The sequence below is a fragment of the Streptomyces sp. NPDC107454 genome, from assembly GCF_055582885.1.
In genome coordinates this window covers 274,449-296,165 of sequence record NZ_JBVJPA010000015.1, presented here as the reverse complement: position 1 = coordinate 296,165, position 21,717 = coordinate 274,449, and the positions used below count along the sequence as shown (strand labels likewise).

Below are 21,717 nucleotides of genomic sequence, written 5' to 3'. Positions count from 1 at the left end.
GGCGGAGCGACGGGAACCGAAAGCCGTCCAGTTGCGCCGGTCGGGGTGCGGTACGGAGAAGGCGGGGGCCGGGACCGGGGTGGACTCGTCGGCGTCGGTCGTGGAGCGGGGCACGATGACGGCGCGGTCCTGCCCGAAGCAGCCGGCCGGCGGCATGGCGGGCGAGCGGACGGTGTGTGAGCGGGGCGGCGACGCGGGCCGTCCTGGGCTCCGCCCTCCACTCCGCCCACCGCCCGAGCGACGCCGAACTCGACGCCGTCCTGCCACCGGCGGACGGCCACCGCGCCCGTGGAGCGGGGTGACCTGCCGTCGACGGGGGACGGGGCGCCCGACAACGAGGGGGGTACCTCGGGTTGAGCATGGAACGCTCAGCCCCGACCCGTCGCCGCCCCGGGGGCTGCGCCCCACCCCGCAGCCGGAGACGAACCCCAGGCATAGGCTCGCGCCCATGACCACCCGCGTTCTCGTCTACACCCGCACCACCGACTACCGGCACGACTCCATCCCGGCCGCCGTCGCCGCTGTACGCGCCCTGGGCGCGAGCCACGGCTTCGACGTCGACGCCACCGAGGACCCGGCCGCCTTCGAGACGCCGCTCGACCCGTACGCGGCGGTCGTCTTCCTCTCCACCAGCGGGGACGTGCTGACCCCGCCCGGACGGACCCGGCTCGCGGCGTACGTCGAGGGCGGCGGCGGGTTCGTCGGAGTGCACGCCGCCGCCTGCACCGAGTACGACTGGCCGTACTACGGCGAACTCCTCGGCGCGCGCTTCGACCGGCACCCGGAGTACCAGCCGGGCAAGGCCGTCGTCGAGGACCGCGGGCATCCCGCGACCGCACACCTGCCGGCCGTCTGGGAGTTCACCGACGAGTGGTACGACTTCCGCGCCAACCCGCGCGGTGCGGTCCGCGTCCTCGCCTCCGCCGACGAAGCCTCGTACCAGGGCGGCGGCATGGGCCGGGACCATCCCCTCGTCTGGTGCCGGGAACAGGGTGCGGGCCGGGTCTTCTACACCGCGCTCGGGCACGCCGCGGAGGCGTACGGGGATCCCGACTTCCGCGCGCATCTGCTCGGCGGCATCACCTGGGCGGCCGCCCGCTGAGCGATTCGGCCGCTCTCCGGCGGCTCGGCACCGGCCCCGTACTCGCCCGTTCCACCAGACGCGTCGACAACTCCGTGCGCGTGCCCTCGGGTTGCTCGCCCGCCATCATCCGCACGAGCAGGCGCAGCGCCGTCGCGGCCATCTCGGAGAGCGGCTGGCGCACGGTGGTGAGCGCCGGAGTGGCCCAGCGCGACTCGGGAAGGTCGTCGAAGCCGACCACGCTGAAGTCGTCCGGAACGCTCAACCCCCGTTCGGACAAGGCCTGGTAGGCGCCGAGGGCCATCCGGTCGGAGCAGACGAAGACAGCGGTGGGCGGCTCGGGGAGGTCGAGGAGTTCCCGCATGCGGCAGTGGGCGCCGGTCTCGCTGAAGCCGCCGTAACGGACGTACCCGGGGTGGTGCCCGATCCCGGCCGAGGCGAGGGCCGAGCGGTAGCCGGCGACCCGGGCGCCGCCCCACATCCTGCGGCGGAAGCCGCCGATGACGCCGATGCGTTCGTGGCCGAGGGAGAGGAGATGTTCCGTCGCCTGCACCCCGCCCTGCCAGTTGGCCGCACCCACCGACACCACACCGGGCGGCGGTTCGAGCACCGGGTCGATCATCACGAACGGGATGTGGTGTTGCTCCAGCCAGGCGTACTGGGACGGGGTGAGCTCGGCCAGGTTGAACAGCACGCCCGCCGAGCCCCGCGTGGTGAGCTTGTCCAGCCAGTCGCGCTCCGGGCGCCCGCCCCCGGGCCGGGGCAGACCGGCCGAGACGACCACCTCCAGGCCCGCGTCGTGTGCCGCGCCCTCCACCCCGTGCAGCACCGCGCCCGAACAGGAGCTCTCCAGCGAGTGCACCACGAGGTCGACCAGCCCCGGCGGCTTTGCCGCCTCGAAGCGGGGTCTGCGGATGTAGCCGAGCCGGTCGAGCGCCTCGGTGACCCGGCGGCGGGTCTCCGGCGCCACGTCCTCCCGGCCGTTGACCACCTTCGACGCCGTCGGCACCGAGACCCCCGCCGCACGGGCGACGACCGCCAGCGTCGGCCCGGCCACGCTTGCCGTACGCACCATGAGAGCCCGCCTTCCCGGCCCGCCCGAGGGCCCGTCGAAAGTTTCGAACAGCACTGCTCGCGCGACCGGCACCGCGACCGCGTAGCAACCGCTTTCTACATTAGGCCCGCCTCAACATGGCGTGAAGGGGGAAGGGTTGACGGAAGTCCACCGGAGTCCGCGCGGGCCGAAACTTTCGAAATACCGAACATGCGCCGGGTCGTGCCGACCGTGTGATCGTGCGACCGGGCACGGTCAGGCGATCAGGACGGCATCTCCCAGCGCCGAGGTGAAGTAGGTCCTGCCCTCCGAGCCGGTCTTCGTCATGACGCAGGTGATCTTTACCTGGTCCTGCCCGGAGATGTCGACCGAGAGCTTCGTGACGGAGCTGGAGCGGGTCTCCACGGGTCGGCCGATCTGGTTCCCGGAGGCGCTGGTCACGGAGACGGAGCCGACCGACCCGATGGCGTTGTACGAGTCGGAGGCGATGCCCACCGAGGCCTGGAGGGTCTTGTAGCCGCTGACGTTGTACACGGCGCTCTGGCCGGTCGCGTCGCAGTTGAGCCGGACGGCCTTCGGATAGCTGTGGCCGAGCAGCGTGGCGGGGGAGGCGTTCGCCTCACCCCCGCCGTCCACCACGCCCAGGTCCGCGAGGAAGGTCCGTCGGCCCGGGGCGGGGCTCCCGGAGGGGTCGCTCGGGTCGTCGGTGGGTGACTCGCCCCCGGAGAGAGTGGTCTCGGAGGGGCTCGCCGTGACGGTCGCAGTGGCTGTCACGGTCGCGGTCGCGGTGACCTCCGCCGACGGCTTCGCATCGTCCCCGGAATCCTTGTTGATCACGACCACCTGCCCGCCGAAGAAGCCACCCGCGGCCGTCGCGGCAAGGACGACCAGTTCGACCCACCGCGGAATGCCCCGCTGACGGCGTGGAGCGGGTGGCGGCTCGGCGGCGTCCCGTTGTTGCTTGTCGAGATTCACAGTTGTCCCTCTGTGGAGCGACGGACCGCCGGACCGGCCGGGACCGGTCGCGTCCCGGTTCGTGTGCTGGTGACATGCGTCCGGGCAGGCCAAGCCGGCCCGCCCGGACACACAATGTGACGGTCACGCTAGCCAGCTGAAAGGTGGCGCGTGGGCACGCTCGGCACTTCCGATCCGGCAATCGGAGTGCGTTTCACAAGGGGCGCGTGCTGGAGAGGACGTGTGCCACCGCGCGCCCCCCTCGGAGGCCGTTCCGGCAGGTCCCGGTGTCCCCTTCGGGGGCCGCTGTTGCACGTCTCCGTGCCCCGGTCGGCGTCACGTCTCCCACACGTCGAGCCGGCCCGTGGTGTCGAGCGTCGCGATCCGCAGGCCGTCCCGGGTGGCCGCGAAGTCGTTGTAGTAGCCGGACTGTTGAAGCTGGGTTCCGGCCGGTCCGACGGTGGGGCACACGAGTCGGCCGCGCTTGAGCCAGAGCAGGGTGCCGGTGTCCGTACACACCAGACGCATCTGCGCCGCACCGGCGCCTTCGAGGCTCTCCCGGTCTCCCAGCGGTCTGCGGTAGACCTCCTTGTCGTCGTCGACGCTCCACACCACGACCTCCTCGAAGGTCACGCACCCCACGTGGCCCCCGGACGGGGAGACCGCCAGCCAGCACCCGGGGTCGGGCAGCATCGCGCGCAGGAACCCGCGCCTGGCGTAAGGCAGGCTGTTGACGGTCTCCTTCACCAGGGGCTCGCCGCCCCTCCGGTGAATGTGGACCCTCCTCGAACTCGCCATGGCGATCACGGAACCGCCGGTGCTGACAGCACTCGCCGCCAGGGCCGGCGGGCACACGACGGACTCGATCGGTGTCCCGTCGTCGAACCTCCGTACCGTCAGCCGACTCCTGTCGTGTGTCGCCAGGATGTCGCCGCCGCTCGTCACCAGGAAGTGATCGGTACCGAGGCGGACCGGGGCCGCGCGCCGCACGCCGCCGTCCCGGGGAAAGTGTGTGATGTCCAGTCCCTCCGGACGGGCCACGACGACGCTGTGGGTCAGGGAGGCCACCAGGGCCTGGTGCCCGAGCCTCAGCGCCGGTGACCGGCCCCCGACGCCGGGCAGTTCCTCACCCGAGACGGTCCACCGCCTGACGCCTCCGCGCCCGTCGACGACCACGACCGTGTGGTCCGGTCCGAACCCGACCACGGCCTCCTTGTCCCGCACCCCCGATTCCGCACTCCACAGCTTCCGGCGAGGCGCCTGGTCCGGTACGAAGGCGGGGGCCGCCGGCGTGCGCGGCCCGGTCAGTCCGGGCATCTCGAACGAATCCCTGGCGGGCCGCACGGACGGCAGATCCGCCGTCCCACCCGCGGCGGTACGCCCCAGCACTTCTCCGGCGGCGTGCGCGGCGAGCCGCGCGCACCACGTACGACCGGTGTCGCCGAGGTCGGTGTACGAGGTGAACAGCAGCGCCTGGGCCTGGAGCGAGAGCAGGAACTGCAGTTCCCAGGAGTCGCTCCAGCGCCGCTCGCGCATGATCCGCAGCGCCGTGTCCCGGATGGCGGCCACCCGCGCCGCCGCCTTCGGCACGATTTCGGCGCGGTGTGTGGCGGCCGGGTCGACCACGAACCGGAGCAGGGCGTGGCGCTGATCCGGGGGCAGGGGGTGGCGGATGTGGGGGACCAGCGCGGACAGCAGCAGGGTCGCGAGATCGCGGCCGAGCGCGGCCCGGTCGCGGAAGGTGCACAGATCGATCAGGTGGTACTCGCCCGCGCGGACCTCCTTCTCCCAGCGGGACACGATGATGTTGTCCAGGTGCAGATCGCCGTGGGCCCGGCCACGCAGCACGTGTACGGAGGGATCGGGCAGCGCGGCGGAGCCGCCGGTCACCATCAGGTAGGGGTTGGGCAGGCGCAGTCCGTCGCTGTAGACCCAGGGCGGCGAGGGTTCCAGGACGCCCAGGCCGCGACCCCAGGCGTGGACCGAGCCACCCCCCTCCCAGGCGTCGCCCAGTTCGGCGCGCAGGAAGTCCGAGGCGGTCACCGGCTCCGGGACGGCGGCCTGGGCCCGCTCCTCGGCGGGACCGTTCCACTCGGTCAGTAGCCCGCGCACGACCTCCGCGAGCACCCGCTCGGTCTCCTCGCCGTCGAGCGAACCCAACGGCGTGCTGTCCCGCAGGCTGTCGCCCGCCGCCTCCTGGAACATGAGGGTCCGACCGTCCGGAAGGTCCCGGGCGGGGAACGGCTGTCCCACCAGGTGGCGTCGGGCGAAGTCGGGGGCCGCGTCCAGTGCCGCGCTCAGCGCCTCGGGTTCGCGGGCGGACGCTCCGGCGGGGAGGACCTTGACGATGAGCATCCGGGCCGGAGGCGCGCATTCCACCGCGAGGAGCGCGGCGCCCGTGTAGCTCCTGCCGGGCACACTCCACAGGGGGCGCCGCACGTACAGTGCCGTCAGCCCCTCCTCCCGTGCCCAGCCGGTGAGTTCCTCGACGACCCCGGGACCGCAGTCCCGTCGGATGATCTCGGCGTCTTCCTTCGCGATGCGCACCAAAGAGAGCTCCTCGGACGGCTCTGACCGGACGGATCAGCCTTCCACGAAGCCATGGACGACACGGGGAAAGTCCTGAAATCTCCTGACTGCCCGCCCGACCGCCCTGCCGCAGTCTGCCGCCCGCCCCACCGTCGTCCGGCGACGTGCCGTCAGTAGTGTCGTGCCCACCAGCAGGCCCAGCGCGGGCAGGACGGGGAACCGGCCGTCGGGGGCGAAGCCCCGGGTGGCGAAGCGGGGCAGGGCACGGCCGGCATTAGAGTCCGCAGTGCGGTGACTCCCCACAGCTCCCGTACGAGCGCCGGCAACTCCCGGGCCGGCTGGAGCCGGAGCAAGCTGGTGGGCGGATGGCGATGGACGCGATGGACTCGGTTTCACGGACGCACGACCCGGTGGTCGCCACTCCCTACGGAGCGGTGCGTGGCCGGTACGAGGACGGGGTCGCCGTCTTCCGCGGCATCCCCTACGCCGCCCCGCCGTTCGGCGCCCGCCGCTTCCGGCCACCCGTCCCGCCCGAGCCCTGGGACGGTGTGCGTGACGCGGGGGAGTTCGGGCCGACGCCGCCCAAGCTCCCGTACTCCGAGGCGTTCGCACGGCTCCTCGCCGACCCCGTGGTGCCCGGCGACGACTGCCTCAACCTGAACGTCTGGACACCGGAACCCGGCCCCGGGGCCCGGCTGCCCGTCATGGTGTGGATCCACGGCGGCGCCCTGACCCGCGGCTCGTCGGCCGTGCCCGTCTACGACGGTCACGCCTTCGCACGTGACGGTGTCGTCCTCGTCTCGATCAACTACCGGCTGGGTGTGGAGGGTTACGGACTCTTCCCGGACGCGCCGCCCAACGCCGGGCTGCGTGACCAGCTCGCCGCGCTGGAGTGGGTGCGGGAGTCGATCGCGCGGTTCGGCGGCGACCCGGACCGGGTGACCGTGTTCGGTGAGTCGGCCGGAGCCATCAGCATCGGGGCGCTGCTGGCAAGCCCGCGCGCCCAGGGGCTGTTCCGGCGGGCCGTCCTGCAGAGCGGACCGCCGGAGGCGAGCGAGCGCGACAAGGTACGGCGGATGGTGCGCAGGATGGCCACCCGGCTGAAGGTCCCGGCGACGGCGCGGGCGTTCGCCGCCGTGGACCGCGCGCTGCTGCTGCGCACCCAGGCCGACGCGGCCAGGCTCAGCAGCCCGCTCCTCGGCGGGCCCGCCTTCGGGATCGTCGTCGACGGCGACCTCGTCCCGCGCGACCCGATGGAGGCACTTGTCGCGGGCGGCGCGCCCGGCGTCGAACTGCTGCTGGGCTGGACCAGTGAGGAGTACCGGCTGTGGCTGGCCCCGGGAGGACTGCTGGAGCGTGTCGACCGGCTCGGTCCCGTCGCCCTGGCCGGTGCCATGGCCCGCTGCCGCTGCGGCCACGAGGTGCCCCGCGGCTATCGCGCGATCCATCCGGGGGCGGGCACAGGGGACCTCGTCGGGCAGATGGTCACCGACCATCTGCTGCGGGTGCCGCTGCACCGGCTCGCCGATGCCCGTCCGCCGCGGACACCCGCGTACGTCTACGAGTTCGCCTGGCCCTCCCATGTGCCGGGCCTCGGCGCCTGCCACGCCCTGGAGCTCGGCTTCGTCTTCGACACCGTTCAGGTGCCCCAGGCGGCGCAGCTCGCGGGCCCGGGGGCCCCGCAGGAACTGGCCGACGCGATGCACGCGGCGTGGGTGCGGTTCGCGGTCGAGGGCGACCCGGGCTGGCAGGCCTGGGACGCCTCGCACCCGGTCCGGATCTTCGGCGCGGGCGCGCCGCACACCGTACTCGGACCGCGTGACCGTGAACTGGCGCTGTGGGACGCCGAGTCGGGGCGGCCCGGTGCCCCGCTCAGTTCCCCGGAGTCCGCCCCCTCACCGCGCCCGCGTCGACCCCGTCGGGTCATGTCCGTCAGGCCGAGCTCGTGGCCACCTCTTCCGCCGAGAGCCGGGGGCGGGCGAGCGCGGCCCTGAGGCGCGCGGCGGCCGGGACCGGATCGGCGGGCCGCCGCGTGTGCCAGTCGGTGAGCACCCGATCACCGCACAGGTGACGGCGTTCGCTCACCGCACAGGTGACGGCGTTCGCTCACCGCACCGGTGTCAGCGCCCGGTTGATTCCCGCGATCGCCCCCGGTCCCACCCGGCAGCACCCCCCGATCAGCCGTGCCCCGCCCCGCCGCCAGCCGGTCACCTGCTCGGCTGTGAAGGTCGAGAGCCCGTTCCAGGCCCGTGCCTCGGCGTCCCACACCTCGCCGCTGTTCGGGTACACCACCACCGGCTTCCCGGTCACCCGCGCCGCCGTCTCCACCGCGCGGTCCACGTCCTCGGGGGCGCAGCAGTTCACGCCGACCGCGATGATCTCGTCCGCGTCGGCGGCCAGGGCGAAGGCTTCTTCCAGGGGCTGCCCGGCCCGCGTACGGTCCCCGGCGACGGTGTACGACAGCCACGCCGGTACGCCGAGACCGCGTACCGCTCGCAGCAGCGCCTCGGCCTCGTCGGCGTCCGGCACGGTCTCCAGGGCCAGTACGTCGGGCGCGGCGGCGGCCAGCACCTCCAGGCGGGGGCGGTGGAACCGCTCCAGCTCGGCGACGCTCAGCCCGTACCGTCCCCGGTACTCCGAACCGTCAGCGAGCATCGCCCCGTACGGGCCGACCGAAGCGGCCACCCACAGCGGCCGGGTCGCCCCCTTCGCGTGCGCGCGACGGGCCGCCTCCCGGGCCAGCTCCATGCTGAGGCCGAGGAGTTCGGCCGCCCGCCCGTGCGGGATGCCGCGCTTCGCGAAGCCCTCGAAGGTGGCCTGGTAGCTGGAGGTGATCGCCACGTCCGCGCCCGCCTCGAAGTACGCGAGGTGCGCCTCGGTGATCGCCTCGGGCCGCTCGGCGAGCAGCCGCGCCGACCACAGCTCGTCGCTCAGGTCGTGCCCGGTCGACTCCAGCTGATTGGACATGCCGCCGTCCAGGACGACCGTTCCGGAGGCGAGGGCGTCGGCGAGGGAGGGGGAGGAAGCGCTGCGGGGGGTGTCGCTGGTCATGCCACGACGCTAGTCGATGGGGACGCCCGCGACCTGTTGTGTCCATCTGGTGAGTGGAACAGCCCTAGCCTGGGGGCATGCGTGAAGTCGATCAACTCGACGCCGAAGGCGGTGAGATCCTCCGCGCCGAAGTGCGGGAGATCCTCGGGGCCCCGGCGGGCCGGGCCGTTTTCGAACCCCTCGTCCACAACCTCAAGAACGGTGTCACCGGCGGCGTGTGGCGTGTCACGGCCGGTGATCGCTCCGTCGTCCTGAAGGTGCTCACCCGGGGCAAGGACACCGGCGGCGCCTGGGACGCGTCCGAGGACCGCCGGCACTGGAACTTCTGGCGCCGCGAGGCCCATGTGTACGAGTCCGGGCTCGCCCGGAGCTGGCAGCCGTGGGGCATCACCGCCCCCCGGCTGCTCGCGTCCGTCGACCGCCCGGACGGCGACGTGGCGCTGTGGCTGGAGGATGTGCGGGGGGAGTCCGGCAGGACGTGGTCGATCGCCCGCCATGCCGAGCACGCGCGGCGTCTGGGCGCCGCACACGGAGCGGCGCTCACGCATGGCGCGGGGCTCACGCATGGCGCGGGGCTCACGCATGGCGCGGGGCTCACGCATGGCGCGGGGCTCACGCATGGCGCGGGGCTCACGCATGGCGCGGCGCTCACGCACGGAGCGGCGCTCACGCACGGAGCGGACGGCACCCGCGGCGGCGCCCCCGGCTGGGACCGGCCCTGGCTCTCCCGTCGCTTCCTCCGCGACTACATCTCCGCGCAGACCGTCGGCCAGGAGCTGCTGCACGACGACACGGCGTGGCGGCATCCGCTGGTGCGCGACCACTTCCCGGCCGGGGCTCGGGAGGCGATGGTACGGCTGCGGCAGGACCGGGAGTGGTTCCTCGGGATCATGGAGTCCCTGCCCCGCGTCTTCAGCCACCTCGACCAGTGGCCCGCCAACGTCGTGTCCCACGGACCGGACAGCGCGCTCATCGACTGGGCGTTCGCCGGGGACGGCGCGCTCGGCGAGGATCTCGGCAACTACATCCCCGACACCGTCTGGGACCTGTTCCTCCCCGCGGCCCGACTGCCCGAGCTGGCGGCGGCCGCGTACGAGGCCCATGTGCACGGGCTGCGCGAGAGCGGCTGGCGCGGCGACGAACGCCTCGTACGCCTGGGCATGTGCGCCTCGGCGGTGAAGTACGACTGGCTCGTGCCCCTGATGCTCGCCCGCGCCGACGAGGCGCACCAGCCCGACTACGGCGGCAAAGGGGAGGTGCCCGCCGAACGGCGTTACCGGGAGCGGGGGTTGGCCTTCTCCTTCCTCGCCGGCTGGGCGGCCGAGGCACGTGAACTCGCCCCGCTCCTGGGCTTCCCACCGGCACCGACCGGCCGTTGACGAAGGGCGCGGGGTCGTTGTCGGACCCTGCCCCTACAGTCCCGTTCATGACTTCGGACCACGGCACCGCACCCCGACTCGACTCGCTGCGCGCCCTCTTGGAGAGGGCCAGACCGGCCCAGGCCCGCAAGGCCGTCCGGGAACTCGTCACGCTCGCCGACGACGGGGAGGCGCTCGACCTGGCCGTCCGCTTCGCCCGGATCGCCGACTACTCCTCGGAGCTGCTGTTACGGCTGTGGCCGACGGCCGCCGACCCCGACGGCTTCTGCGAGGCACTGCTCGCCCCGGCCTTGCGCCGCGAGGGCCGCACCGAGCTGCGGCTGCGGCGCACGGCCTCGCTCAGCGGACTGCGGCACCTCACCATGCTCCGCGGCCTCCACCTCGACCGCCTCAAGGAGATCACGGACCTCACCGAGGTCGGCGCGCTCGGCGAGCTGAGGGATCTCGATCTCAACGGGTGCGCGGGCATCGAGGACCTCACGCCCCTCGGCGGCCTCACCGAACTGACCCGGCTCAATCTGCACCGCTGCCGGGCCGTCGCGGACACGGCCCCGCTGCTGACCCTGGGCAGACTGCGCGAGCTGGACCTGAGCATGACCAAGGTGCGTTCCACACCCGGCTTCGGAGCGGCCTTCCCCGCCCTGGAGACCCTCACGCTGCGCGGCTGCCGGGCTTTCAAGGACGCCGGTCAGCTGTCCGGGCTGCGCCGGCTCACCCACCTCGACCTCGGCTGGACCGGCATCCGCGACCTGACCGGCCTGCGCGACGTGCCCGCCGTCACCCACCTCGACCTGCGCAGCTGCGGCCAACTCCGCGACCTGCGGGGCATCGACGCGCTGTCCGGCCTGACCGAGCTGACCCTCGACGAATGCCCCCGCCTGAAGAGCGTCGACGGATTCGGGGTCCATCCTCGCTTGACCAAGGTCGGCATCGATGGGTGCCCCGAACTGGCCGACCTGAGCGGACTGTCGACACTGACGAACCTCACCCGCCTGTACCTCCGGGGGAGCGAACGGCTCACCTCCCTGCGGGACATCGCGTCGCTCCGCCTTCTGAAAACGGTCGGCCTCCTCGACTGCCCGTCCCTGGCGGACTTCTCCGCGCTCGGTGACCTTCCGCTGCTCGAAGAGCTCGCCATGAACGGGCTGGAGCAGCTCCGCGATCTGTCCCCACTCGGCCTCGTGGGCCACGACCGACTCGCTGATCTGTCGGTCACCGGTTGCCGCAACCTGCGCACCTTCGGAGAACTCTCCGGCCTGACGGCGCTGAGCAGCCTCTGGATCCACGACCTTCCGTCCCTGACCGACCTCGACGGTCTCGGCGGCCTGCCCGCGCTGAGCAGGCTGACCGTCCTGAACTGCCCCCTGCTCACGGACGCCGACGGCCTGGCCGGCTCCCCGCTGCGCGAGGCGGTCTTCTCCCGCAACCCCGTCCTGGACTCGCTGCGTGCCCTGGAGGAGTGCCCCGACCTGCGGAGTCTGAGTCTGATCAGCTGCCCCCTGGCGCAGGACGTACCCGCCGGGGGAATCGAGACGCTGCGCCTGTCCGGCCTGGACTGGAAGGACGTGTCCCGCCTGGCCGGCCACACGAGCCTGCGCGATCTCGACGTCCGGGGACTGTCCGAGCTGCGGGACCTCGGCGCGCTGACGGGGCTGTCCGAACTCACGGAGATCAACCTGGGCCACTGCCGAGACCTGGAGGACTGCCGCCCCCTGCTCGGCCTGCCGTCCCTGAAGCGCGTCACCATGCCCTACGGCATGTGGTACCGCGAGCACCAAGGAGATCCCGATCCCGTCATGACGGAACTCGCGGAACGCGGCGTGACCGTCGGCCACCCGTGACTCACCGGGAGGCGGCGTGCCGTCGTCCGCCGCGTCGGCGTGACCGCCCCCGCCGGACCACCGGCACGGCGAGCGCGCCCAGCAGCGGTGCGAGCAGCAGCGGCCACCACGCGTTCGCGTTCCCGCTCTCACCGACGGCGGTGGAGTTCCGCACGGACGCGGCGCCGGACGGGGCGGGGGACGGATCCGCGGTCCGGTGCTTCGGTACGGCCTTCAGGGTGACGTCGTTGCCGTCGCCCCCGCGATAGCTGATCCGGTACGTGGTGTCGGCGAGCGCGACCGCGGCGCCCTCGCGCAGGCCGGAGAAGGCGCCGGTCGTCCTCGCCCGGCCGGTGTGGTCGAGCACCCTGATCTCGCGGGCGGGGCCGGTCCCGGCGGCCGACAGATCGAGGTCCCCGGCCAGCCGGACCGCGCCCGTCACCTTCAGGGGCCCCTCGCGCAGGACCAGCGTGCCCTTCGCGCCCTGCGTGTAGTCGCCGGTCACCGTGACGGCGCCCGCGACCTCGCCGTCGTTGACGACCGCGCCCCGTACCGTGCCCTTGCCGCTGAGGGACGTGGACACCCGAAGTCCCGTCGTCCGCACGTCCAGCCGCGCACCGGCCGAGGTGAGCCGGATCGCCTTGCTGTGCGCGAGTGTGGCGCCGGAGGCCAGGGCGAGCGTGCCCTTGGTGACCGTCGTCGGGCCCGTGTACGACACCTCGCCGCCCGTCAGGGTCGTCGTCGCGGCGCCCGACTGGGTGAGCCCGCCGACGCCGCCGACACGGGACAGCGACAAGGGAGTCGCGGTGTTGCGGACGACCAGCGTGCCGTCGTCGACGATCCGCCTGCGCTCGGTGCCCGTCATCAGCGAGCCGTCACCGTCCCGCGCGCCCGAGCCCAGCCGCAGCACGGCGCCCTTCTCGATGGTCGTCGACCCGTCGTAGTACTGCTGTGCCGCGAAGGTCACGTCGTTGCCGGGCGTCCCCTTGATCACGACGTCCCCGGCGCCGGGCGCGGCGAGTGTGTCGTGGTACCGGCCGCCGCCGATGGGCGCGCCCAGGGTGACGGGACCGTCGTAGGCGAAGGTCAGTCGGGACCGCACGCCGCTCGCCATGTGCAGGTTGATGTAGACGGTGTCCTTCGTCCCCGGCATGAAGATCCTGTGGGTGGTTCCGTCGCCCCACTGGACGTCCGCACCCTCGATGTTGGTGCCGCGCTTGTTCAACTGATGAGGAACGGGGCGCCAGTTGATGCCCGGGTCGCTCAACGACGGGTCGGTGTCGCCGCCCTGGTCGCTGTAGCCGTACTGGCCGGTGAGCACGACCTTGCTGCCGGGCCGCGAGTGGACGTTGACGTCGCTGCCGTAGGCGCGCTGGTAGAAGTTCTGGCGCAGGGTGATCGTCTGGTGCAGCGGGGTGTCGATGATCCAGGAGCCCTGGTTGAGAATGGCGCGGGCGTTCGGGAGCGCCACCGGGTACTCGGGGCGGCCCACCGCCATGCCGGTGCCGTTGTCGATCACTCCGGAGAAGGGGTGGGTGCCCGCCAGGTCGAGGGTGCCCCACATGTCGCGCGGCTGGGTGACCAGGCCCGAGCCGCTGATGGTGCCGATGTTGAAGGTGCGGGTGAGGGAGAGGCGCAGGGTGCCGTCGACGCGCACGTTGAGCTGGTTCAGCTGGTAACCGGGCGTGTTGTAGGGGAAGTGGCCGATCAGACCGGTGCCGCCGCCGCTGCCGTACTGGAGGGTGGCGCCCCGCTCGACGGTGATCGCGGGCGGGTCGGGGTTGCTCACGGTGGTATACGGGTGGTTGCCGCCCTGGGTGGTCACCTTCTGCCGCTGCCGGGCCGCCGGGAGCGTGAAGTCGCTGTCCTTGGTGAGGATCAGCGTGCCGCCGCCGCGCACGGTGAGGGTGCCCCGGCCGCGGAACACCCCGTCGTACGTCGTCGTGCCGGACGGCACGGTGACCACCGTGTCGCCGGTGAGCGTGACGTCCCGGTCCGCGAGGACGTCGGCGGTGACGTCACGGCCGCCGGCGGCCGCGGCGGTGGGGGCGCCGAGTGTGAGGGCGACCGTGGCGAGGGCCCCGGCGACCGCTGCTGTCTTGTGGGTATGGCTGCGCACGTCATCGGAGACGTACGCGGACGGCGGCGATAACAGAAATCTCGCGCCCATCTTTGTCACGCGCGACCCGTTGACCTTCCCGTAACACACCCTTACCTTTTCGGCGTTCGTGATGTCAGATGCCGTACGAAATCTCGACCCCCCTCCGAGAGGCGTCAGATGAGACGTGTGTACGCAATCCTTGTCGCCCTGTGCTGTGCGTTCGCCGCGGCACTGGCGACCGCAGGACCGGCCCAGGCGGCGGCCCAGACCCTCACCAACGGCACCCAGTTCACCGACACTTCGGGCAACGCCGCGCACGCGCACGGCGGCGGGGTGATCAAGGTCGGCAGCTACTACTACTGGTTCGGCGAGGACCGCAACGCCGACAACACCTTCAAGTACGTGGACGCCTACCGCTCCACCGACCTGAAGAACTGGGAGTTCCGCAATCACGTACTGACCCAGTCCAGCGCCTCCGAGCTGGGCACCGCCTACATCGAGCGGCCGAAGGTCATCTACAACGCGTCCACCGGCAAGTTCGTCATGTGGATGCACAAGGAGAACGGCGTCGACTACAGCGAGGCGCGCGCCGCCGTCGCCGTCTCGGACACGGTCGACGGCAACTACACCTACCAGAGCAGCTTCCAGCCGCTCGGCCAGTACATGTCCCGCGACATCACGACCTTCGTCGACACGGACGGCACCGGCTACATGGTGTCGGCGGCCCGCGAGAACTACGACCTGCAGATCTACAAGCTCACCGCCGACTACACGGGCATCGACAGCCTGGTCGCCAACCCCTGGGTCGGCGGCCACCGCGAGGCACCGGCGCTGTTCAAGCGGGGCGGCGTCTACTTCATGCTGACCTCGGCAGCCACGGGCTGGAACGCCAACCAGCAGCAGTACGCCACCGCGACCAGCATCGCCGGCCCCTGGACCGCGATGACCAACGTCGGCGACTCGACGACGTACAACTCGCAGACCGCGTACGTCCTTCCGGTCCAGGGGACTTCGGGCACCTCGTACCTGTACATGGGCGACCGGTGGGGCAACTCCTTCGGCGGCACGGTCAACGACTCGCGCTACGTCTGGCTGCCGTTGACCTTCCCGACCTCCACCTCGATGTCCATGTCCTGGTACCCGGAGATCTCGGTCGACACCGCCGCCGGCACGATCGCCGGGACGAGCGCCACGTACAACACGCTCGTCTCCCGCAACAGTGCCAAGTGCGCGGACGTTCCCAGCCAGTCGTTGTGGCAGGGCGTCGCGATCAGCCAGTACACCTGCAACAGCGGCACCAACCAGAAGTGGTGGTTCAAGGACCTGGGCACCGGTTACTACGCACTCATGGGCCGGGGCAGCTCCCTGTGCCTCCAGGAGAACTCCGCCAGTGTCACCCAGGAGAACTGCACCGGCGCCACCGCCCAGCAGTGGAGCCTGACCACGTCCGGCAGTTACGTGCTCGTCAAGGCCCGGGCGAGCGGCGAGTGCCTGGACGTGTCCGGCGCGTCCACCGCCAACTCCGCCGCGATCATCACGTACACCTGCAACGGAGGGACCAACCAGCAGTGGACGCGCGGAACATGACGTCAGGTCAGTAGATCGACGGCGTCGATGGAGGTGCCCGCGCTGAGGAAGGAGGTCGACCCCGAGCCGCTCGCCACGTAGATCTTCAGCGTGTTGTACGCACTGGTGTCCGTCAGCCAGGCGGACGCGGGAACGCTGTAGGTGAACGTGTAGTTGTTGCCCCGGTAGGAGCCCACGGTCAGCGACCGGGTGCTCGGCTGGGTGGGCGGCGAGGGGACGGCCGAGGTCCAGGTGTCGTTGACCACGATCTGCGGGCGGCCGTTCGCGTAGGCCGTGGTCACGCCGATGCGCAGGGTGTGCGCGGCGGCGGCCTGGGCGGCGGTCAGCTTGAAGTACACGATGATGCCGCTGTTGACGTCCTTCCACAGGTAGCAGGGGAACGCCGAGGTCTCGGTGCCGCTGCCGACGACCACGTTGCCTGTCCAGGACGCGGCCCGCACGTCCGACGGATGCGCGTACGTCATCAGGTCCGCGTTCTTGAAACCGCTCGGCGTGCCGTCCCAGGTGCCGATCCGCCAGATCGCGCTCGCGTGGGACGGGTCGTTGGAGGTGGGGATCGCGATGCTGTTCAGCGTCGTGGTCCCGCCCGCGGTGACCGCCACCGACGACGAGTAGACCGCGAGTTCGCCCTTGAAGACCGTGAGGGTGTACGACCCCGGCAGCGCGCCCGCGATCGAGAAGTAGCCGTCCGAGGCCCGCGCCGAACCCCAGTACTGCGCCGCCGAGTTGGCGAGTCCGACCGTGTACGCGTACGCCGTGTCGCGCCCCGAGATGCCCACGCCCGCGACCCGGCCCCGGCCGCTCGCGGCCGTGTACCCGGAGATGCCGAGCGAGTCCGCCCAGGAGGTGGTGAGGTTCCCCGCGTACAGCGAGGAGGAGGGCGCGCCGCCGTCCGTGAAGGCGATGACGTACGGACCCTGGAGGCCGAAGCGCTCCGACTCCGTCTGGTTCTCGCCGTAGTACAGGATCTCGTACAGCCCGCCGCCGTCCGCGCTCTGGTGCCGCAGCAGGGAGCGGTAGAACGGGCCGCCGGAGGCCTTCTCGTGGTTGCTGCGCACGATCCACAGACCGACGCTTCCGGTGGTCCAGCCGATGGAGTTGTAGTCGATGACCCGGAGCTTCGAGTAGTGCTTCGAGCGGGTCTGGCCGTCGGACTTCGCGAACACGTCCGCGGACTCGATGGTGGTGGGCGCGTACGTGTAGGAGTCCGGCTCGTCGTTGAGGAACAGGCCCGCCTTGACGCGCACGATGTAACGGGTGGCGCTGACCGACGTGTCCGCCTTGTTGGTCCACAGATAGACGTTGTTCTCGCCGCTGCGGGCCGCGTAGTAGTGCTTGAGCGTGCCGTACGCGACGGAGACGAGGATCGTCGAACCGGACTGCGCGATGGTCACGGTGGAGGTGCCGAGGCCGGACTCGACATGCGAGTTCTTGCCGCCGTAGCCCTGGTACTCGGTGCCGCGGTAGACGAGCGAGGTCAGGTCGCCGTTGGTCTTGCTGACCTTGAAGACGAGGTTCGCGCCGGTGTCGACGACGTAGTTCGAGCCGTCGTCCGTGTAGCCGAAGCTCGCGGCGGCGGCCGTCGGGGTGAGGGCCGTCGCGCTCACGGCCGCCGCGGTCGTACCGAGGACGAAGGTGCGGCGTCCGAGGGATCTGTCGGTGGATCCGGACATGGGGGTGCCTCCTTCGGAGGTGGGGGTGTGCGGGTGTCCGGAAGACTGACAGTTGAATCGATTTCGCGAAAGGGCTTTCGCTGCTTGGGAGTTGGCAATCATGTGAAAACATGCCGGACACTAGAAAGCGCTTGCGGAGAGCGGTACGGTCCTGCCGCCAGGTCTTGTCGTCCTGTTGGAGGAGCCGCAATGAGACGTTTCATCCAAGGCGTGGCCGTGCTGGCCGCTGTCACCGCACTGTCGGTCACGCCCGCGCAGGCGCACGGAGGGCCCCGCGCCCTCGGCCTGGAGAACTGCACCGCGACCGCGTGCCACTTCGACGTCGCGCCGGGCACGTACGACGTGCGCGTACGGCTCGGCGGGGAGAGCGCGGCGAGCACGAGCGTCAGTGGTGAGACGCGCCGCGCGCTGCTGCCCGAGACCGCCTCGGCGGCCGGGAAGCCCGTGACCCGCAGCTTCACGGTGAACGTCCGCACCCCCGAGGGCGAGCCGACCGGCCCCGTCGGCACCCCGGGCCTGGATCTGGTCCTCGGCGGCTCGGCGCCCGCGCTGGCCGACATCCGGGTGACCCCGGCCGTCCCCCGCACCCGTCAGATCTTCCTGGTCGGCGACTCCACCGTCTGTGACCAGTCCGGCGACCCCTACACCGGCTGGGGCCAGGAGCTGCCCCAGTACCTCCGCAAGGGTGTCTCGGTCGCCAACTACGCGGACTCCGGGGAGAGCACGGTCACCTACCTCGAGAACCCCGCGCTCTTCCCGACCGTGCAGCCGCTCATCCGGCGCCACGACCTGGTCCTCATCCAGCTCGCGCACAACGACAAGACGACCGACGAGCCGACGTACCGCGCGAACCTGGAGACCCTCGTCGCCGGGGTCCGCGCGCGGGGCGGCGACCCGGTCCTGGTCACCCCCATCGTCCGCCGCTGGTTCAACGCGGACGGCACCCTGAACAACGACACCGCGCTGCTGGTCAACGGCCTCGGTGTGAACCACCCGGCCGTCATCCGCTCGGTCGCCGCCGCCGAGCACGTGCCCCTCATCGACCTGACGGCCAGGACCAAGGCCCTCGTGGAGTCGCTGGGCGTCGAGGGCTCCAAGGCGATCTACCTCTACAACGAGAAGCGGGACAACACACACACCTCCGTGCACGGCGCCACGGTCTACGCGGGCCTCGTCCGCGACGAACTCCTCGCCCAGCATCTGGTGCCCGAGCGCCAGGTGAGGGTGGGATGAACTCCTGGGGCGTCCCGTCCGGAACCGGGGCGCCCCAGGCACCACCCGATCGAGCCGCGAAGCCACGGAGCGCCACTGATGACCGACGAGGACCGCACCCTCAGCCCGTACACCGGCTACACCCGCGCACACTGGGAAGCGGCGGCCGACTCCCTGCTCGCCGCGGTCGCCCCTTACGCGACCGAGGACGGCGCCCTCTACCACCTCCCCGGTACGCACACGAGCTGGTCGGGCCGGCTCTCCGACGGCCTGGAGGGCTACGCCCGCACCCTGCTCCTGGCCGCCTTCCGCCGCGACGAGAAGGCCCTGGAGCGGTACGCCGACGGACTCGCCGCCGGTACGGCCGGCGTCTGGCCACGCGTCGAGGACCGCAGCCAGCCCCTCGTCGAGGCCGCCTCGATCGCCCTCGCCCTGCGCCTCACCCGGCCGCTGCTGTGGGACCGCCTGGACGATGGTGTGCGGCAGCGGGCCGCGGCCTGGCTCGGCGACGCGCTGACGGCCGAACCCTGGGCCTGCAACTGGGAGTTGTTCCCGGTGACCGTCGGCGGCTTCCTGGCGGAGATCGGCCACGAGCCCGAGGCGTCGCGGGGCGCGATCGATCGGGGCCTGGAGCGGATCGAGGAGTGGTACGTCGGCGACGGCTGGTACACCGACGGCCCCGGCCGCGCCTTCGACTACTACAACGGCTGGGCGATGCACCTGTATCCGGTGCTGCACGCGTGGCTCGCGGACGACACCCGGCTCCTCGACCTGTACGGCGGCCGGCTCTCCCGCCATCTCGGTGACTACGCCCGGCTGTTCGGCGGCGACGGCGCCCCGATGCGCCAGGGCCGCTCCCTCACCTACCGCTTCGCGACGACCGCCCCGCTGTGGCTCGGCGCCCTCACCGGCCGTACGCCGCTGTCGCCGGGCGAGACCCGGCGCCTGGCGTCCGGCGCCCTGCGCCACTTCCTCGACCGGGGCGCGGTCGACGACCGTGGCCTGCTCACCCTCGGTTGGCACGGCCCCGACGAGACGGTCCTCCAGGGCTATTCGGGCCCGGCCTCCCCCTACTGGGCGAGCAAGGCCTTCGTCGGCCTGCTCCTCCCACCGGACCACGAGGTGTGGACGGCGCGGGAGGAGCCGGGCCCGACCGATCGCGCCGACGCCGTCACCCCCGTCGGACCGCCCAACTGGCTTCTCCAGAGCACGACTTCGGACGGCCTGGTCCGACTCCACAACCACGGCAGCGAGGACGTCCGCTACGACCCCTACTACACGCGGCTCGCGTACTCGACCGCGACCGCGCCCTCGGCGTCGTACGACAACAGCGTGATCGTCGGTGGCGATCCGAGCCGGACGGACATCGAGCCGCTGGGCGCCGGGGACGGCTGGGTGGCGTCCCGGCACACGGCGGGTGGGGGAGCGCGGGTCGTGAACCTGGTCGTCGCGCGGGGAGCGGTGGAGGTGCGGGCCCACTTGGTGGCGGGAGCGGACCCGGGGACGCCGGTACGCGTCACAGGGTGGCCGGAAGGCGACGGCGTGCACGCCGAACTCCTTCCCGTGCATGGCTTGTTGGACTCGGCCGGTGTCACGGGACGCGGCGCCACCCTCTTCGTCGCCCTCGCCCGGCTCACCGGTGAGCCGGACCCCCTGCCCCTCACGGAGTCGGTGTCGGTGTCCGTGTCCGTGTCCGTGGAGGGAGAGGGAGAGGGGCCGGGGGAGTACGACGTCCGCGTGAGCTGGCTCTCGGGCCCCTCGACGTGCTTCCGGTTCAGGGCTTCAGACGGGCGACCTTCAGTGTCGTCGTGGTCGGTGAAGCCCCGGTGAGGGCGCTCGCGTAGGACGGGGTGACGGGGGCGTACGCCCACGTCAGGGTGCCGTCCTTGAGGGTCGCGATATCACCGGAGATACGCGCCTGGACGACCTTGTCCGGCGTCTTGAGGATGCCGTTCCAGTCGATCAGGCGCAGATGGGTGCCGGTGAAGGTGCCCGTGCAGGTGCCGGCCGAGCACTTGGCGTTCTTCAGGGACTCCCAGGAGACGAGAAGCCGGTCCTTGCCGTACGGGGCTATGTGGACGTTGACGTTCTCGGTGCCGGCGGCGCTGGTGAGGCGGACCGGCTTGCCCGCAGGAGTGTTGCGGTTCTTGAGGAAGGCGACCGTCACCTGGTGGGTCGACGTCTTCGGCTTCACCGTCCAGCCGCGCCCGCTCGCGTCGTCCGGGTTCTTGGCCGCGGAGGCGGCGCCCCGGGAGGCGAAGGCGGTGGCGTACCGGCCCGTCGAGGACTTGACCAGGTCGCCGGTACGGCCCGCGAACGTGCCGCCGCAGTAGCCCGCCCAGCACTGCTCGCGCTGCACGGCGGGCGCGTTGTCGGGGGCGCCGATGCCCGTCGAGACGAACAGGCCCGAGCGCCAGTCGTCGAAGCACAGGGAGGTGAACGCGCCGGTCGTCTCGGCATGCAGCGCGATGCCCTCGTTGTGGCTGCACCCCCAGCTCCAGCCGCCCGTCAGCTTCGCGCCTTTGGCGCTGACATAGCTCAGCTTGTCGCCGAAGTGGCCGTCCGCGAAGCCGCCCGCGCCGTGCACGACGAAGTACGTGCCGTACTTGGTGCCGTTCCAGGTGAGCTGGCCGTCCAGCAGCGGGGCCGTGTCGTGCGAGGCGGTCCCCGTGAGCTTCGTACGGAAGGCCTGGGTGCCGTTCTTGTAGCGGATGAGGGCCGCCGCCGTCTCCTTCCACTTGTTGGTGTCGGAGACGCGGGTCAGCAGCGCGAAGCCGTCGTTGTGCGCGATCAGGCCGCCGACCTCCTTGGTGCCCTTGACGACCGTGTCGGCGCCGGCGCGCTTTCCGGCCGCCGTCAGCGGGGTGACGTGGACGCCGTCGGACGCGGGCCAGGCCACGCGGAGGGTGCCGTTCGGGGCGACGGCGGTCGCGGTGCGCGTCCACTCGCGGGCGTTGTTGTACCCCGCGGACAGGTACGGGAACTTGGCGGCCAGGTTCACCGTGGTGTTCGTGACGGCCGCGAGTTGCGGGGCGGCGGCCGTCGTGGTCGTCGTCGGTGTGGCGGTCGCGTACCAGGCACCGGCCAGGACACCGACGGCCCCGAGTCCGGCCGCCAGCGGCTCACGGGCCAGGTGGCGGCGGCGGTGCGATGGGGTGGGTCTTGCGTTGGTCATGCCGGGTGGTCGCCGCCGCGCGGCGAAAGGTTGCCGCGCTTTTCGGGATGTGGTGGTGGATACGGTTCGGCGGGCGCCGAAGGGTCGCGCGCTTAGCGTTG

At 71.8% G+C, this 21,717-nt stretch carries 15 protein-coding genes; 8 read left to right on the top strand and 7 right to left on the bottom strand.

Translation table 11 applies throughout. The features are described 5' to 3' along the window. Positions 1 to 176 precede the first annotated feature (176 nt). Together ACZ69M_RS35960 and ACZ69M_RS35955 are read left to right on the top strand one after the other, a co-directional pair. On the top strand, positions 177 to 302 hold the full coding sequence (locus ACZ69M_RS35960; RefSeq protein ID WP_470056627.1) for a hypothetical protein: 126 nt from the start codon (positions 177 to 179) through the stop codon (positions 300 to 302). Between the two features lie 146 nt (positions 303 to 448). Further along, the gene (locus tag ACZ69M_RS35955) at positions 449 to 1,102 is read left to right on the top strand and encodes a ThuA domain-containing protein (RefSeq protein ID WP_470056625.1); all 654 of its coding nucleotides are present in this window, start codon (positions 449 to 451) and stop codon (positions 1,100 to 1,102) included. Here the strand turns inward: ACZ69M_RS35955 and ACZ69M_RS35950 are convergent. From ACZ69M_RS35950 to ACZ69M_RS35940, 3 genes are all read right to left on the bottom strand, one after another. Continuing rightward, entirely contained in the window at positions 1,080 to 2,156 is a 1,077-nt protein-coding gene (locus ACZ69M_RS35950) for a LacI family DNA-binding transcriptional regulator (RefSeq protein WP_470056624.1), read from the bottom strand. The genes ACZ69M_RS35955 and ACZ69M_RS35950 overlap by 23 nt on opposite strands. 234 nt (positions 2,157 to 2,390) lie before the next feature. Further along, positions 2,391 to 3,110 carry a hypothetical protein gene (locus ACZ69M_RS35945; protein WP_470056623.1) on the bottom strand — a complete coding sequence of 240 codons (720 nt, stop codon included), beginning with the start codon at positions 3,108 to 3,110 and terminating at the stop codon, positions 2,391 to 2,393. A 315-nt stretch (positions 3,111 to 3,425) separates the two neighbouring features. Next, the gene (locus ACZ69M_RS35940; RefSeq protein WP_470056622.1) at positions 3,426 to 5,636 is read right to left on the bottom strand and encodes a hypothetical protein; all 2,211 of its coding nucleotides are present in this window, start codon (positions 5,634 to 5,636) and stop codon (positions 3,426 to 3,428) included. A 347-nt stretch (positions 5,637 to 5,983) separates the two neighbouring features. Between ACZ69M_RS35940 and ACZ69M_RS35935 the strand changes: the two genes are divergently transcribed. Continuing rightward, on the top strand, positions 5,984 to 7,612 hold the full coding sequence (locus ACZ69M_RS35935) for a carboxylesterase/lipase family protein (RefSeq protein WP_470056620.1): 1,629 nt from the start codon (positions 5,984 to 5,986) through the stop codon (positions 7,610 to 7,612). A 112-nt stretch (positions 7,613 to 7,724) separates the two neighbouring features. Here the strand turns inward: ACZ69M_RS35935 and mmuM are convergent, their stop codons facing one another. Next, the gene (gene mmuM, locus ACZ69M_RS35930; protein WP_470056618.1) at positions 7,725 to 8,669 is read right to left on the bottom strand and encodes a homocysteine S-methyltransferase; all 945 of its coding nucleotides are present in this window, start codon (positions 8,667 to 8,669) and stop codon (positions 7,725 to 7,727) included. A 77-nt stretch (positions 8,670 to 8,746) separates the two neighbouring features. Between mmuM and ACZ69M_RS35925 the strand changes: the two genes are divergently transcribed. Both ACZ69M_RS35925 and ACZ69M_RS35920 read left to right on the top strand, forming a co-directional pair. Beyond that, positions 8,747 to 10,048: an aminoglycoside phosphotransferase gene (locus tag ACZ69M_RS35925; RefSeq protein ID WP_470056617.1), complete on the top strand. Its 1,302-nt coding sequence runs from the start codon at positions 8,747 to 8,749 to the stop codon at positions 10,046 to 10,048. A gap of 47 nt (positions 10,049 to 10,095) precedes the next feature. Next, positions 10,096 to 11,889: a leucine-rich repeat domain-containing protein gene (locus tag ACZ69M_RS35920; protein WP_470056615.1), complete on the top strand. Its 1,794-nt coding sequence runs from the start codon at positions 10,096 to 10,098 to the stop codon at positions 11,887 to 11,889. A gap of 1 nt (position 11,890) precedes the next feature. Here ACZ69M_RS35920 and ACZ69M_RS35915 read toward each other — a convergent pair whose 3' ends face one another. Beyond that, positions 11,891 to 13,987 carry an autotransporter gene (locus ACZ69M_RS35915; protein WP_470056613.1) on the bottom strand — a complete coding sequence of 699 codons (2,097 nt, stop codon included), beginning with the start codon at positions 13,985 to 13,987 and terminating at the stop codon, positions 11,891 to 11,893. Positions 13,988 to 14,146: 159 nt separating this feature from the next. Between ACZ69M_RS35915 and ACZ69M_RS35910 the strand changes: the two genes are divergently transcribed. Continuing rightward, complete coding sequence (locus ACZ69M_RS35910; RefSeq protein WP_470056611.1) at positions 14,147 to 15,556, top strand: RICIN domain-containing protein; 1,410 nt, start codon at positions 14,147 to 14,149, stop codon at positions 15,554 to 15,556. Positions 15,557 to 15,558: 2 nt separating this feature from the next. Here ACZ69M_RS35910 and ACZ69M_RS35905 read toward each other — a convergent pair whose 3' ends face one another. Then, entirely contained in the window at positions 15,559 to 17,229 is a 1,671-nt protein-coding gene (locus tag ACZ69M_RS35905) for a rhamnogalacturonan lyase B N-terminal domain-containing protein (protein WP_470056609.1), read from the bottom strand. 189 nt (positions 17,230 to 17,418) lie between these two features. On the opposite strand from ACZ69M_RS35905, the gene ACZ69M_RS35900 reads away from it, so the two are divergent. Continuing rightward, positions 17,419 to 18,462 (top strand): rhamnogalacturonan acetylesterase, encoded by a 1,044-nt coding sequence (locus ACZ69M_RS35900; protein WP_470056607.1) that lies wholly within the window; start codon positions 17,419 to 17,421, stop codon positions 18,460 to 18,462. Positions 18,463 to 18,540: 78 nt separating this feature from the next. Further along, positions 18,541 to 20,271, top strand: coding sequence for a DUF2264 domain-containing protein (locus ACZ69M_RS35895; RefSeq protein WP_470056605.1), 1,731 nt, complete (start codon positions 18,541 to 18,543; stop codon positions 20,269 to 20,271). Here ACZ69M_RS35895 and ACZ69M_RS35890 read toward each other — a convergent pair. Then, entirely contained in the window at positions 20,216 to 21,616 is a 1,401-nt protein-coding gene (locus tag ACZ69M_RS35890; protein ID WP_470056603.1) for a hypothetical protein, read from the bottom strand. The genes ACZ69M_RS35895 and ACZ69M_RS35890 overlap by 56 nt on opposite strands. Between the last annotated feature and the right edge of the window lie 101 nt (positions 21,617 to 21,717).